Origin of the sequence: Neisseria sp. GT4A_CT1 (genome assembly GCF_000227275.1) — a bacterium.
Classification (GTDB): Bacteria; Pseudomonadota; Gammaproteobacteria; order Burkholderiales; family Neisseriaceae; genus Neisseria.
This window is the reverse complement of sequence record NZ_JH164965.1, coordinates 111,509-125,922: the sequence shown is the minus strand read 5'-3', so window position 1 is coordinate 125,922 and position 14,414 is coordinate 111,509. Positions and strand designations below refer to the sequence as shown.

Annotated in this window: 16 protein-coding genes; 10 read left to right on the top strand and 6 right to left on the bottom strand. The window is 50.6% G+C overall.

The genetic code is table 11. The features are described from left to right. Window positions 1-151: 151 nt before the first annotated feature. On the bottom strand, window positions 152-553 hold the full coding sequence (locus HMPREF1028_RS03260) for an RNA-binding S4 domain-containing protein (protein ID WP_009311355.1): 402 nt from the start codon (window positions 551-553) through the stop codon (window positions 152-154). 219 nt (window positions 554-772) lie between these two features. On the opposite strand from HMPREF1028_RS03260, the gene HMPREF1028_RS03255 reads away from it, so the two are divergent. From HMPREF1028_RS03255 to HMPREF1028_RS03230, 6 genes are all read left to right on the top strand, one after another. Continuing rightward, on the top strand, window positions 773-1,732 hold the full coding sequence (locus tag HMPREF1028_RS03255; protein ID WP_009311354.1) for an acetyl-CoA carboxylase carboxyltransferase subunit alpha: 960 nt from the start codon (window positions 773-775) through the stop codon (window positions 1,730-1,732). Between the two features lie 91 nt (window positions 1,733-1,823). Then, on the top strand, window positions 1,824-3,167 hold the full coding sequence (gene tilS, locus HMPREF1028_RS03250) for a tRNA lysidine(34) synthetase TilS (RefSeq protein ID WP_009311353.1): 1,344 nt from the start codon (window positions 1,824-1,826) through the stop codon (window positions 3,165-3,167). Between the two features lie 82 nt (window positions 3,168-3,249). Continuing rightward, a complete protein-coding gene (gene rpoE, locus HMPREF1028_RS03245) occupies window positions 3,250-3,849 on the top strand; it encodes an RNA polymerase sigma factor RpoE (protein WP_003758517.1) in 600 nt (199 codons plus the stop codon). A 16-nt stretch (window positions 3,850-3,865) separates the two neighbouring features. Then, complete coding sequence (locus tag HMPREF1028_RS03240; RefSeq protein WP_241429723.1) at window positions 3,866-4,441, top strand: sigma-E factor negative regulatory protein; 576 nt, start codon at window positions 3,866-3,868, stop codon at window positions 4,439-4,441. Between the two features lie 175 nt (window positions 4,442-4,616). Continuing rightward, the gene (locus tag HMPREF1028_RS03235) at window positions 4,617-5,399 is read left to right on the top strand and encodes an RNA methyltransferase (RefSeq protein ID WP_009311352.1); all 783 of its coding nucleotides are present in this window, start codon (window positions 4,617-4,619) and stop codon (window positions 5,397-5,399) included. A 126-nt stretch (window positions 5,400-5,525) separates the two neighbouring features. Beyond that, on the top strand, window positions 5,526-6,185 hold the full coding sequence (locus HMPREF1028_RS03230; RefSeq protein WP_003767165.1) for a YecA family protein: 660 nt from the start codon (window positions 5,526-5,528) through the stop codon (window positions 6,183-6,185). 60 nt (window positions 6,186-6,245) lie between these two features. Here HMPREF1028_RS03230 and HMPREF1028_RS03225 read toward each other — a convergent pair whose 3' ends face one another. Continuing rightward, window positions 6,246-6,734: a DUF456 family protein gene (locus tag HMPREF1028_RS03225; RefSeq protein WP_009311351.1), complete on the bottom strand. Its 489-nt coding sequence runs from the start codon at window positions 6,732-6,734 to the stop codon at window positions 6,246-6,248. A 499-nt stretch (window positions 6,735-7,233) separates the two neighbouring features. On the opposite strand from HMPREF1028_RS03225, the gene HMPREF1028_RS03215 reads away from it, so the two are divergent. After that, a complete protein-coding gene (locus tag HMPREF1028_RS03215; protein ID WP_036529140.1) occupies window positions 7,234-8,562 on the top strand; it encodes an anaerobic C4-dicarboxylate transporter in 1,329 nt (442 codons plus the stop codon). Between the two features lie 78 nt (window positions 8,563-8,640). Here HMPREF1028_RS03215 and HMPREF1028_RS03210 read toward each other — a convergent pair whose 3' ends face one another. Further along, window positions 8,641-8,946, bottom strand: coding sequence for a hypothetical protein (locus HMPREF1028_RS03210; RefSeq protein WP_003767167.1), 306 nt, complete (start codon window positions 8,944-8,946; stop codon window positions 8,641-8,643). A 261-nt stretch (window positions 8,947-9,207) separates the two neighbouring features. After that, a complete protein-coding gene (locus HMPREF1028_RS03205) occupies window positions 9,208-10,086 on the bottom strand; it encodes a cupin-like domain-containing protein (RefSeq protein ID WP_009311349.1) in 879 nt (292 codons plus the stop codon). A 146-nt stretch (window positions 10,087-10,232) separates the two neighbouring features. Between HMPREF1028_RS03205 and HMPREF1028_RS03200 the strand changes: the two genes are divergently transcribed. From HMPREF1028_RS03200 to trpD, 3 genes are all read left to right on the top strand, one after another. Continuing rightward, on the top strand, window positions 10,233-10,568 hold the full coding sequence (locus tag HMPREF1028_RS03200; RefSeq protein ID WP_009311348.1) for a hypothetical protein: 336 nt from the start codon (window positions 10,233-10,235) through the stop codon (window positions 10,566-10,568). Window positions 10,569-10,582: 14 nt separating this feature from the next. Continuing rightward, entirely contained in the window at window positions 10,583-11,173 is a 591-nt protein-coding gene (locus HMPREF1028_RS03195) for an aminodeoxychorismate/anthranilate synthase component II (protein WP_009311347.1), read from the top strand. 67 nt (window positions 11,174-11,240) lie between these two features. Continuing rightward, window positions 11,241-12,275 (top strand): anthranilate phosphoribosyltransferase, encoded by a 1,035-nt coding sequence (trpD, locus tag HMPREF1028_RS03190; RefSeq protein ID WP_009311346.1) that lies wholly within the window; start codon window positions 11,241-11,243, stop codon window positions 12,273-12,275. 167 nt (window positions 12,276-12,442) lie between these two features. Here trpD and HMPREF1028_RS03185 read toward each other — a convergent pair whose 3' ends face one another. Together HMPREF1028_RS03185 and HMPREF1028_RS03180 are read right to left on the bottom strand one after the other, a co-directional pair. Beyond that, window positions 12,443-13,552, bottom strand: a complete 1,110-nt coding sequence (locus HMPREF1028_RS03185) for an SGNH/GDSL hydrolase family protein (protein WP_009311345.1) — start codon at window positions 13,550-13,552, stop codon at window positions 12,443-12,445. A 114-nt stretch (window positions 13,553-13,666) separates the two neighbouring features. Further along, the coding region (locus HMPREF1028_RS03180; RefSeq protein WP_009311344.1) for a DUF459 domain-containing protein at window positions 13,667-14,414 on the bottom strand (748 nt) is incomplete at its 5' end.

The following is a 14,414-nucleotide window of genomic DNA, read 5'->3' as shown; positions in this document are numbered from 1 at the left end:
GCCGTAGACAGTACAGATAGTACGGCAAGGCGAGGCAACGCCGTACTGGTTTAAAGTTAATCCACTATAAAAACGGATGATTTGTTTTTGGCGGAGTTTCAAATATATCCGTTCTGCTGTACATCGCGGTTGAAACGGAATTTATAAAAACCTACCAGCTGTCGCGCTTCATGCGGTCGAGTTGGCGGCGGTCTCGTTTGGTCGGCCTGCCGTCGGGATATGCCGCGCTGATGCGGCTTGCTTGGTCAAGCTGTTTTTGCGCTTCGCGTTCGGAGGCGGTTTTCATGTCTTCTTCGTAAAGCTGACGCGCTTCGGGGGCGGGGCGGCGCTGGTGGTTGAGTGCCAATACTTTGATTTTGTAAGGCAGTGAATTGAGCGTCAGGTCGATGATGTCGCCTGCGCTGATGTTTTTGCTGTTTTTGACTTTGGCGCCGTTGACCTGAACCCTGCCCAATTCGATATGTTTTTGAGCCAGCGCGCGGGTTTTGAAAAAGCGCGCAGCCCAAAGCCATTTGTCGAGCCGCATCGCCGTATTGTCGTGTTCGTTTTTCATAGCCTGTTTGAAATGATTGAACTGAATGGAAGTTTATCATAAGATACGGCACTTCATTTGTTTAGTGCAGATATACTATATCATCCGCAAAAGGTCGTCTGAAAAGGCATCCGCCCGATTATCTGCCGTTTTGCACGGCATATCCTCCATGAGAAATGCTGCCAAATATGCCTGATTGGCGTATGATAGCGGCAGCGTCCCTACCGAGAGCTTCACCCTATGAAACCAGTTTTTTTGGATTTTGAACAACCCATCGCCGAATTAACCAATAAAATCGAAGAGCTGCGCTTTGTGCAGGGCGAATCCGCCGTCGATATTTCCGATGAAATCGCCAGATTACAGAAGAAAAGCAACGACTTGACCAAATCGATTTTCAACAAGCTGACGCCCGCTCAGATTTCGCAGGTTTCACGCCATCCCCAACGTCCTTACACCTTAGATTACATTCAAGCCATTTTCACCGATTTTGAAGAGTTGCACGGCGACCGCCATTATTCAGACGACCATGCCATCGTCGGCGGTTTGGCGCGCTTCAACGGACAAAGCGTGATGGTTATCGGCCATCAAAAAGGCCGTGACACCAAAGAAAAAATCCGCCGCAATTTCGGTATGCCGCGCCCTGAAGGCTACCGTAAAGCGTTGCGCCTGATGCAGACCGCCGAGAAATTCAATATTCCCGTGATGACTTTTGTAGATACGCCGGGCGCGTATCCGGGCATCGGCGCGGAAGAGCGCGGTCAGTCCGAAGCCATCGGACGCAACCTGTACGAATTGACCCGCCTGCGTGTGCCGGTTTTATGTACCATTATCGGCGAGGGTGGTTCCGGTGGCGCGCTGGCGATTGCGGTCGGCGATTACGTCAATATGCTGCAATATTCGACTTACTCGGTTATCTCTCCGGAAGGTTGTGCGTCTATTCTGTGGAAAACTGCCGAAAAAGCGGCAGATGCCGCGCAAGCCTTGGGTATTACCGCCAAACGCCTGCAAGAATTGGATTTGATTGACAGCGTGATCAGCGAACCTTTGGGCGGTGCGCACCGTGATTTTGAAACGACCATGAAAAACGTCAAAACGGTTTTGGAAACCGAGTTGCGCGAAGCGCAAAATATGCCGATGGCGGATTTGCTGTCGCGCCGTTTCGACCGGATTATGGCTTACGGCAAGTTTACGGATAAGTAAACAATTGATGTGTAGAAAAGCAGGCAGAAGCCCCCCTGCCTGCTTTTTCATTTCTAAGAACTTGCCTTGGACATAACATAGATTACGCCATATGAACCCGACGTCGTCTGAAAACCTTCCGCCTCAATGCCGCAGTTTGTTGGAAACCTTGCGTCTTTCGGCGCGTTCGCTTCCAGATGGTTGTACGGTAACGGTCGGACTAAGCGGCGGTTTGGATTCGGTGGTGTTGCTGCATATGCTCGTGTGTTTGCGGGAAGAGCTTGGATTGGACGTACACGCTTTGCACGTTCATCACGGATTGAGCCGCAATGCGGATGACTGGCTGGGGTTTTGCACACGCTTATGCCAAGAATGGAATGTGCCGTTTAGAAGCGTAAAAGTTGAAGTCAAAAAAGACGGCTTGGGAATCGAAGCCGCCGCACGGAAAGCGCGTTATCAGGCGTTTTCAGACGACCCCTCCGGCATCATCGCATTGGCGCACCATCAGGATGACCAAATTGAAACATTCATGCTCGCGGCGGTTCGCGGCGGCGGTATCAAAGCACTTGCCGTCATGCCGCCATGGCGCAAGCTGGATGAGGGAACGCAAATTTGGCGGCCGCTGCTGACGTTTTCCCGAAAAGAATTAGAAAACTACGCTGCTGTCTGCAACCTGCCGAACATCGAAGATGAAAGTAACGCTGATACAGCTTTTTTAAGAAATTGGATGCGTTACGAGGCGTTGCCGGTTTGGCGGGAGCGCATTCCGAATTTTGACCGTCATGTTTGTGCCAACATTCGTTCTTTGCAAACCGATTTGGCGATTTTGGACGAAGTTGTCGAAGCGGATTATCAGACGGTTTGCCAAAGCGGGCGCTTTCAAGTCAGCCGCTGGCAGACATTCAGCGAAGCGCGCCGCAGCCGGATTCTTTGGCGGTTTTTTAAAGAGAATGGGATTGTGGAAAGTTCTCCGAGAAAGCTGGCGGATTTCGCGCGGATACTGTTGGAAGCAGAAACTGCACAATGGCAGTTCGGCGAAACATCGGTATGTTTATACCGGGATTTTTTATTCATATTGAAACAAAACCAGTTTGCGGACGCAGATTGGATAAAGGGAAAAGAAGTCAGAGGTCGTCTGAAAGATATTCTCCAAGAAAACGGCTTTTTTCTGGTGCAGCACCGCAACGGATTGCCGGAATCGGTCTTGGAAGAAGAAGGAATCATTCGGACGGCGGGCAGTGATGATATGATGAATGTAGGTTTTTTGTATAAAAACGTTAAGAAAGTGTTGCAAGAAAACCATATTGTACCGTTCGTCAGAAAATGCTGGCCGATTATCACAAATACTGACGGAAACTGCATTGCTATTGTTAACCTTACGGTAAGCCACGATTTTCAAGGGTTTGACGGTTTTTTACCAGTTTACGGAAAATTTTTGAGATATAAATGGAACTAAATACGGCGGCAGTTGTCTTTAACTGGCACGGCACGCTTTACTATTTTATAGCTTATAATGCAGTTATTATAAAAGGTAAGATATGAATGATCGCCAGATTGATCAGGCCTTGGTAGAGCGCGCGCAGAAGGGCGAACAAAAAGCATTCGAGTTGCTGATGTCCAAATATCAGCGTCGGCTCATTCGATTGATTTCCCGTTTTGTCAAAGACGAACACGAAGTCAATGATGTGGCGCAAGAGGCAATGATTAGGGCTTATCGGGCCTTGCCGAATTTCCGGGGTGAGAGTGCTTTTTATACTTGGTTGTACCGGATTGCCATCAATACAGCCAAGAATTTCTTAGTAACATCAGGAAAGCAGCCGTTCGTCAGTGCAGAGGCTGCTAACGAAGACGGGGATATTCTGGATTTGTCGGATCAGATTGCGGATTACCATACGCCGGAAGCTGAAATGATCAATCGGGAAATCCTGCAAACAGTCGAATCAACAATTTCGCATTTGCCCGAAGACTTACGCAAAGCCATTACCCTGCGGGAAATGGACGGTTTGTCTTACGAGGAAATAGCCAAAATTATGGATTGTCCGATAGGAACGGTCCGCTCCCGTATTTTCAGGGCGCGGGAAGTAATAGCAAAAGATTTGAGGCCGCTGCTGGAAACCTCTGAAAATCAAAGGTGGTAAAAAAATGGTAACAACTATGGATACAACAAGAGAATATGTTTCCATGCTGATGGATGGAGACCAAGTAAGCGAAGAGATGCTTGACCGTCTGTTGTCCGACGATGCCGCTGCCGAAGCGTGGTACGAGTACCATCTGTTAGGCGATTGCATGCGCTATAAAGAAGGGACGGGGCGTGATGCAGATTTCATGCAAAGCGCGGCATTTACCGCTACGCTTGCGGAAATCAGCGAAGAACACAAACAGCGTCATGAAGCCGAAGTTGCCGCTGTGATGCCTGTTGTTAAGGAAGTACAGGCTGCGAACAGTTCCTTCTTCAAATCCTTCGCCGTCGCCGCCAGCGTGGCAGCGGTTGCCGTGGCCGTATGGCAATTCGGTCCGCAAGTGAAGGGCGACTCTTCAGGCATGGTTGCTGAAAAAGCTGTTGAAACTAAAAACCAACAGGAAAATATCGTACCCGTAGCCGCCAATCCGACAGCCAAAAATGCTTCGGATGCCGTGGTAATGCCTGAATCTGCAAAGAATGACAAAGGTGTGAGTCAGACTACGGTTCGAACCGAAACGCAGGTTCAACAGGATTCCGTCGTTCATTAAGCTGCATAGAGATACAGATTTCCATCAAGTAGAGAAATCCCTTCCCGAGCTATTCGGGCAGGGATTTTATTTTTGACCGGATGCATCTTGAGGTCGTCTGAAAAAGCGGGTTGAACAAAGTCGGACGGTATTGAGCTGTATCCTTTTTATTTGAATCCGCTATATAATGCGGCACATGAAATTGATTACCTCCGCGCAAAACGAGCAACTCAAGCATTTATCCAAGCTGCTGACACAATCTAAAGCACGCCGTGAATACGGGCAAACCGTGTTGGAAGGCGTGCATCTTTTGCAGGTCTATTTAGAGGCGGGATATGCGCCCAAACAAGTGTATTTGCCCGAAAGTAAAAACACGCATCCTGAAATCCGAAATTTAATCAGCAGCTTGGACGAAGATGGTATTACTTGGGTCGGAAACGAAGCCTTGTCTAAAATCACCAGTCTGAACGATGCCGACGATGTGATGACTTGGATAGAGATTCCGCCGCAAGGTGATTTGCCTTTAAGCGGTGACTGCGTGGTGTTGGACAGGTTGCAAGATCCGGGCAATGTCGGGACGGTTTTACGCAGCGCGGCAGCTTCGGGCATTAGGCAGATTGTGTTGGGTAATGACTGCGTCGATATTTGGTCGCCCAAAGTATTGCGTGCGGGTATGGGGGCACATTTTCTGCTGAATATATACAGCCGCGTTTTTCTACTGCATTGGCTGGATGCTTATCAGGACAAAATATGGGCGACTGCTTTGGACGGGCGCAATCCCTCCGACTTGTACCAACTGGATTTAAATGCCCCTTGCGCTTGGGTTTTCGGCAATGAAGGCAGCGGCGTGAGTCGGGAAATTTTGGAAAAAGTCGACGGCAGCGTCAGAATCCCGATGCTGGGACAGACCGAATCGTTAAACGTCGCCATGGCGGCAACGGTATGCCTTTTCGAGCAAATGCGCCAACGTATCGCCTAAACCGTTTTCAGACGACCCCTTAGAGAATATAGTGGATTAACTTTAAATCAGGACAAGGCGAGGCAACGCCATACTGGTTTAAAGTTAATCCACTATAAACATACCATTTAAAATTAAGGAATAACCATGCAATTGCAAGCATTTGACGAAGCGTCGCGCGTACGCCTGATGGAGCTGCTCGATGCCAAATCGGAACACCACAACACCATGCGCTGCGATGAGGTGCAGGCGTTTATGATGGCTTTGTTGAGCGGTCCCGATGCGCTGAACCCGAATGACTGGCTGCCTGAAGTTTTGGGTGACGAATCCTTATTTGATGCCAAAGAGCGCACCGAAATCGAGCGTTTGGTCATCGGTTTGGCGGCAGATTTGCGCATCAAACTCAGTAAAAAAATGCTGCCCGATTTGTGGTTATACGAAGATGCCGCCTCCAATCCCGATATTTACACTTGGTGTAACGCTTATCTGTATGCTTTGGATATCGTTCCGACCGATTGGTTTGAGGCGGTTGATCAGGAAGAATTTGAAGATTTGTTCTATCCGATTATGGCTTTGGGCGGGATTTACGATGAAGAGCGAAACGGCGAAATCATCCTGCACCTGACTGAAAAAGAACTCGCCCAGCTCGAATCCGAGCTGCCGCATGTGTTGCTGGATATTTATTGGTATTGGCAGGCAATCATCAACAAACCGCAAACGGTACGCCGCGAAGGCGACAAAACCGGACGCAACGACCCTTGCCCTTGCGGCAGCGGTAAGAAATACAAAGCCTGCTGTAACAAATAAGCGTTCAAAAACCAAAGGTCGTCTGAAAATTCAGACGACCTTTGGTTTTGAAGAGATGGCTTAGAAAAACGAAGCCAACCATACGGATAGGACAGTCAGCATAATGGTCAGCGCGCAGCCGATTTTGGCAACCGTGCCGATGATAAAGCCGATAAACGTACCGATGCCGACTTTGCCAGCCTGCCAACTGTCTTTGCGGGCGATGAATTCGCCGCTGGCTGCACCAATCAGAGGGCCTAACAGCAGGCCGGGGATGGCGAAGAATGCGCCCACAATGCCGCCGATAAACGCCCCCCAGACGGCGGTTTTACTCGCACCCGTATATTTTGCCCCCAACGCGCCCGCGACATAATCCATTGCCGTGCCGAAAATGGCGACAACGGCAAGGAAAATGAGTGTGCCGGAACCGAAAATCTGATAGTCGCCGGCGTAGCCCAACAGCCATGCGCCGACAAACATCAAGCCCAATCCCGGCAAGGCGGGGTAAATCGTGCCAAAAATGCCGACCGCTATGGCAATCAGACCGAGGATAATCAGGATGGCAGTCATCGCTTTCTTTCAAATATGAAGTGGTATAACGGCAGTATTATGGGGATGTTTCGGCTGATTTCGATAAGGCCGGATGCAAGAAAATGAAAATTTATATCGGGATGTTGCAGCTTGGGATGGGGAATTGAGCATTGCGGGATATTTCATTGAAAGGCGGTTTAAGAGACTTCAAATAGATTTTTGTATGAACATAAATCCTTGTCTGCAAAACAAGCTAGACATTCTTGCGTTGCACGAATTTCTTGAAAAAGGTCGTCTGAAAAATGAATTTCGGTGTTTTCAGACGACCTTTGGTGTCTTAATTTCAGTGAAACATTGTTAATAACGAGTGCTTACTCTATAATCACGCCCGATTTAATCGAATAAAGTGTTGGTATTTAAAATAAAAACAAAAATATGGATATCAGATGTAATGCAACAGCAGCTTCCGCCGATATCCGCTTTAATCCGTTTCCTCTTCAAGATTTTTTTTACAAACAATGGAGTGTTCATGTCCACAATGTTTTTTATCCAGTTCGCCATCGTACTGGTATGCATCTTAATCGGCGCGCAGGTCGGTGGCATCGGCTTGGGCGTGCTCGGCGGTATCGGGCTGGCGGTTTTGGCCTTCGGTTTCCATCTTGAGCCGACCAGTCCGCCGATTGACGTGATGCTGATGATTATGGCGGTCGTTTCCGCTGCCGCATCGATGCAGGCAAGCGGCGGTTTGGACTATATGATTAAAATCGCCACCCGCGTTTTACACCGCAATCCGAAATACATCACTTTCATCGCGCCTATGGTGACTTATCTGTTTACCGTACTGGCAGGCACGGGACACGTCGCTTATTCGGTCTTGCCTGTTATCGCCGAAGTCAGCCACCGCAACGGCATCCGTCCTTCCCGTCCGCTGACGATGGCGGTCATTGCGTCGCAATTCGCCATTGTTGCCAGCCCGATTGCGGCCGCGGTTGTTGCCTGCGTGACCTACCTTGAGCCGCAACACATCACGATGGCTGATGTGCTGAAAGTGACTGTTCCTTCAACTATTTTAGGTATCGGCCTTGCCTGCATATTCGTCAACAAGCTCGGCAAAGAGTTGAAAGATGACCCGCATTATCAGGCGTTGCTGAAAGACCCGGAATATGTAGAAGCCAACGAAAAAGATTCGACTGAAGTTTCCAATGCGCCCGTCAGCAAAGAGGCGAAACTTTCAGTCGGGATTTTCCTCGCCGCCGCATTGCTGGTGGTGGTCATGGGTGCCGTACCGGAGTTGCGCCCGACCTTCCAAACGGAAGAAGGTCCGAAACTGATGGGCATGGCGCACACCATCGAAATTGTCATGCTTTCCGCTGCCGCGCTGATTATCCTGCTTTGCAAACCGAATGGTAACGCGATTACCAAAGGCTCGGTGTTCCATGCGGGGATGCGGGCCGTTATCGCCGTATTCGGCGTGGCATGGCTGGGCGATACATTGATGCACGGTCATCTGGCCGAAGTCAAAGAAACCGTATCGCATTTGGTCGAAACTGCGCCGTGGACTTTCGCGTTTGCCCTGTTCGTTTTGTCCGTCTTGGTCAACAGCCAAGGGGCGACCGTTGCCACGCTGTTCCCCATCGGTATTTCGCTGGGCATTCCCGCTCCGATTATCATCGGCACGTTTGTCGCGGTGAACGGCTACTTCTTCATCCCGAACTACGGTCCGATTATCGCGGCGATTGATTTTGACAGCACGGGTTCGACCAAAATCGGCAAATTCATTTTCAACCACAGCTTTATGATTCCCGGCCTCTTGAGCATGGCATTCAGCTTGGCATTCGGTTTGCTGCTGGCGAATTACTTCTTTTAAGGTCGTCTGAAAAAAGGTCGTCTGAAAACACAAAATAGGTTTTCAGACGACCTTTGCTATATCTTTCCGGCAAAAATCTTATTCGCAATGAAGCGAGCGCGTTTTTTCGGCGAACGAATCCATAGCAATTTTGCACATGGTTTCACGCTGCGTTAAATCGGCAGCAGGCAGGGATTGAAACAGGAATTTTGTATTGTTGCGCTGAAAATCGGATTTGGCGCCTGCCTTTTTGTAACAATTCTCCGCGCGTGTGAAGTATTGTTGGCAGATTTTGGGCAGCTCTTCAAAGGTCAGCGGCTTATGTTTATGCATGCCGTGAGCGGATGCTGAGAATGCCGATGCCGTTAAAACAAGGGCTGTGAAGAATTTTAGAGGTGTTTGCATGATGCACTCCGGTGAAAAAATGGGGCAAAGCAGGCAGGAGCAAGGTCAATCCGCCTGCTTTGACAGATTGGTTTCAGCTATCGCCGACGTTTAAAAAAATATGCGTCTTGTATTTCGCATTTGTTGCATTTTTGCCTTATGCGCCGTGTCGGTATTGAGTAAACAATGCCATCCATTGCTTCAATTTTTGCGCTGGATACGGGGCAATTTGCGGATAAAGGTCGTCTGAAATACCGTTTTCAGACGACCTTTAAGCGTGTTTTAACGAGGCAGGCCGCGTTCCCATGCGCGGCGGGCGCGTTTGCAGGCAAGCTGTTCTTTCCAATTCATGTAGCGTGCTTTAAAGCGGGCTTTCATGAAGTCGTCGAACTTGCGCTGTACGGTCAGGTTCCACAGGCTATGCGCCTTAACCGCCCAGCTTTCATCCCATGCGCGCAGGGAGATGGAGAATGAGCCGTCAAGGTATTTCATCCAATGCCACCAGCCGGTCGGCATGAACAAGGTATCGCCGTATTCCAAGAAACATTCGATGCCTTCGATGCCTTCAAGCTCGGGGAAACGTTCCGTATCGGGGTTGTCGACGTGGTAGTCTTCCAGCGCGTAAGTGGCGAAAGGAATGCGGAACAGGCGCTCTTTCCATTTGTAATCGAACAAGATGATGTGTTTCTTGCCGAAATGCGTATGGAAGATGTGCGCCATATCGATGTCGTAGTGCAGGAAGGTTTCCGAACCTGCACCGCCGAAAAACAGGGTAGGGTAACGGTCTAAGAATCCGCCCATCAGCTCTTTGGGGAAAACGTAGTCGTTCAGTAAGGCGGGAGCGTGTTTGATGGGGTCAAATAAGAAAATCCGCAAATCCGTCGGCTCGCGTTTGATCAGATCGATATAATCGCTGAAGCGCATTTCCGTACTGGCGGCGTTAATCGGCGCGGAAGGGTCGGCTTTGGCGCTGTCGTACAAGGGGACGACGATATCGCCGACGGTTTCTTTCATATAGTCCAGCGACCATTTGTCACGGGCAGGCCAGTTGCGGGTTAGTCCTTTGATCACGACGGGACGGCGCGGCTTGAGATAATTCTGATAAAAATCTTCGCGGCTGATGTTTTCTACAACATCAATCGGAGTAAGTTTGAAACCCATAAGCAAATCTCTTTTTGGAATGTAAGACTGATTTTAAGTGAATATTTCGGAAGGAGGCAAGCGATGTTTCAGACGACCTGATTGGAATCAAGAATCGCGGTTAACTGTGATATTATGTCGATATAAATATTCCGTCCGAAACGCTTATGAACGATGCAGACGATTATTTAGGCAAGATGCCTTTTTTTATTGTATTCCTCGACCCGCTGCACACGGATTTCCAAAGCAGCGGCAAGCCTCTGAACGAATACATTGCCCGCCATCCGCTGATGCACGACAAGCTGCACCGCCCCGCTTTTGCCGCCAAAGTGTTGGAAATGGCGGCAAACAGCAGCAATATGCGTGTTTTTGTCCGTAAAGCGGATGCGCTGATTAAGCATCCTCTGCATTATATTGTTCGTAACGGCGTTTTCCGAACTGAAGAGCAGATGTGGGCGTTTATCAATTCGCCCGAAAACATCGCCGCCGTCAAACAACCCTAAAAGGCCGTACCCCCATGCTTTTGTTCATTGATAACTATGACAGTTTCACTTACAACATCGTCCAATATTTCGCCGAACTCGGTCAGGAAGTCGTCGTCCGCCGCAACGACGATATTACGCTTGAAGAAATCGAAGCTTTGAAACCGCAATATCTCGTTATCGGGCCGGGTCCTTGTTCGCCGAAAGAGGCGGGCATTTCTGTCGCCGCCATGCGCCATTTTGCCGGCAAGCTGCCGATTATGGGTGTGTGCCTCGGGCATCAGACGATAGGCGAAGCGTTCGGCGGGGATGTGGTGCGGGCAAAAACGCTGATGCACGGCAAAGTTTCGCCCGTGTTCCATTTGAACAAAGGCATGTTTAAAGATTTGCCCGATCCCGTTACCTGCACGCGTTATCACAGCCTTGTCATCGCCCGCGATACGCTGCCCGATTGTTTGGAAGTAACCGCATGGACGGAAGATCAGGAAATCATGGGCGTGCGGCACAAGGAATACGCCATTGAAGGCGTGCAGTTCCACCCCGAAGCCCTGTTGACCGAACACGGACACGATATGTTGAGAAACTTTTTGGAAGAATTTAAAGACTTCCAAGTGTCCGCCGCTTAAACCAAACGTCGTCTGAAAACTTTCAGACGACGTTTGACGTAAAAATACCCGTAAAAAGGATTGAACCATGATTACACCGCAACAAGCCATCGAACGATTAATCAGCAACAATGAATTGTTTTACGACGAAATGACCGACCTGATGCGCCAGATTATGAGCGGACAGGTACCGCCCGAACAAATCGCCGCTATCTTGACCGGATTGCGGATTAAAGTCGAAACCGTATCGGAAATCACCGCCGCCGCCGCCGTCATGCGCGAATTTGCCGCCAAAGTGCCGCTGGAAAATTCAGACGACCTCGTCGATATTGTCGGTACGGGCGGGGACGGTGCAAAAACCTTCAATATTTCCACGACTTCGATGTTTGTCGCGGCGGCGGCAGGCGCGAAAGTCGCCAAACACGGCGGACGTTCCGTTTCCTCGTCCAGCGGCGCGGCGGACGTGATGGAGCAGATGGGCGCGGTATTGAACATTACGCCGGAACAAGTCGCCGAAAGCATCCGTCAGACAGGCTTGGGCTTTATGTTTGCCCAAAACCACCACAGCGCGATGCGCCACGTCGCGCCCGTGCGCCGCTCGCTCGGGTTTAGAAGTATTTTCAATATCTTAGGCCCGCTGACTAACCCTGCCGGTGCGCCAAACCAGCTTTTGGGCGTGTTCCACATCGACTTATGCGGCATCCTGTCGCGCGTATTGAAACAGCTTGGTTCCAAACACGTTTTGGTCGTGTGCGGCGAAGGCGGTTTGGACGAAATCACACTGACCGGCAAAACCCGCGTTGCCGAGCTGAAAGACGGAGAAATCCGCGAATACGACATCAGTCCCGCCGATTTCGGTATCGAAATCCGCCGCGATTTGGACGAAATCAAAGTCGCCAACGCACAAGAATCTTTGGAAAAAATGGATGAAGTGTTGAGCGGCAAACATGGCGCGGCACGCGATATCGTCCTGCTCAATGCCGCCGCCGCGCTCTATGCCGGCAATGTCGTGCCTTCGTTGTCGGACGGTGTCAAAGCCGCCGAAGCAGCCATCGATTCAGGTAAGGCAAAAGCGAAAAAAGAAGAATTTGTCCGCTTTACGCAGCAATTTGCCAAAGAGTAAGCAAAGGTCGTCTGAAAACGGAAATTCGATACTGATTATCGGGAACGGGCTAAAACGCTGCAAAACCGTTCGATAAGCAGTTGAGGCGGTTTGACCGTCTTCAAGAAAAGATAGAAAAGTGCCGTCATCAAAAAAGGTCGTCTGAAAATTTTCAGACGACCTTTTGTTTAATCCGCCATTTGTATCAAGCTGTCGGCGAGGCGGTCGGCGGCTTGGCGGTAGCCTTTGCCTGAGAAGTGGACGCCGTCTTTAGCAGCGAGGCCTTGGCTCATCCAGCTTTTCATGCTGCATTCGCCGCCCATCGCGTTCTGCCACGACCAATACATGATTTTTTCGTCGCGGGCGATGCGCTGCTGCATTTGTTGGATGCTGCTTAAGGTGGCGGGGCGTGTGCCGCAGCTTCCTGAAGTGCTTTTCAGGGATTCGGGCGCGCCGAGAATCAGGATGCCTGCGTCGGGCAGGCTTTGTTTGATTTGGCGGATGTAGCTGCGCCAGCTTTGTTCGGTGGCTGTGATGTCTAAATCGCGAGCGAAGGCTTCGTTGGTGCCGTAGGCGAGAATAACGAGGTCGGCGCGGGTTTGGGCAAGGTCATCCTGCCAAGAGGGACGCCATTTGGACCAGTGGGTCAGTTGCGCGCCGTTGATGCCGAGTGCGGAAACGGTTACGCCGCGTCCGGGATTTTCGATATTGATGTAGCCGATGTCCCAAGGCATGGAGCTGCTGAGGGTCAGGGGCAGTCGGCCGTTGCTGCGGATGATTTGCCAGCCGCTGCTTCCGGCGGGAACTTCGCGTCCGTTGAATGACAGGGTTTGCTCGGGCAGGACGGGTTTGGCGAAAACGGAAATCTGCCTTTCGCCGCTGCTTCCGTCTTTGGCGCTGATGGTAACGCTGCTGCCGTTGGCTTTGGCGATGATGCCGCCTAAGGGGAAGTCGTCTGAAACGCTGCGGCTGCTGACGGTTTGCCACGAGCCGTCATAGCGGACGGCTGCGCTGCGCTGTCCTTTGACGGTAGAGGGGTAAACCCAGCCTATGCCGCCGTCGCCCCATTTTTGCTGGAGGCGCAGGCGCAGTTGTTCGGTGAAAAGGTCGCCGGCGGTGTGTGAATCGCCGATTTGGAGGATGCGGAATTTGCCGTCCGAGCTGCGGTCGAGTTTTTTGAGCTTGGAGAGCCAGGCGGGACGGCTGCTGCCGTAGTTTTCCAGCAGCATATCGGCGGCGGGGGCGGCGGCAGACAGGCACAATGCGGTAAGGGATACGGACAGGGTTTTGATGTTCATGAGTTTCCTGTGTGTGGTTTTCAGACGACGTCTTTGGACGCGGCGGACGGCTATTGTAACGAAAAAGACGGCATTGGATAAACAAAACGCCGTCCTTTTGCTGCCGATGCGGGCTTAACGTGCGGATAATTGTTCCGTGCGTTCTTCGCCGTTCACTTCAGGGGTCGTCTGAAAAACGATTTTTTCCATGATTTTATCCGCGAGCAGTTTTTGTCCTTCAGCAGAGAAGTGGATGCCGTCTTTGCTGCGGTAGCGGATGATTTTTCCATTGATGTTGACGGAGTCGGCGTAGGTGTCGGAGCCGTTGCTGAGGAGCTTGTCGGTCGGTATCCACAAGGCTTTTGGACTGATCTCGTCTGCTAAAAGTTTGTCGAGATATCGCATTTGCTTGTTAAGTTTTGCCTGTTTCATATAAGGAATGCCCATCCAGATGACTTGGACATGGTGTTCCTCGGCTGCGGTCAGGATGCGGTTGACGCGGCTGAGGTATTCTTCCGACCATTCGGGCGAGGCGAATTTCAGGTATTTTTTGCCTTTCGGGAAATCCCACGGGTCGTTGGGGCCGAGGAAAACAACCAGAAGGCGGATGTCGGTTTGTTGTTTCAGCGTTTGCTCAATGGTGTTCGGCCAGTCGAAAAACTTGGGATAGGACAATCCGGTACTTTGCTTGCTTAAGTTTACTGACTGGATGCCGTATTGTTTTTTCAGGCTTCTTTCAACAAAAGGCGCAACGCCCTGCATCATCGAGTCGCCGGCAAAAAAGACTTTGTCGCCTTGTCCGAGAACGATATTGGCGGGCGGGGTAATAGGGAGGTGATGTGCTTCGGGTTGTCCACCGTTTTGTGCCGTTTGAGGTTGACGT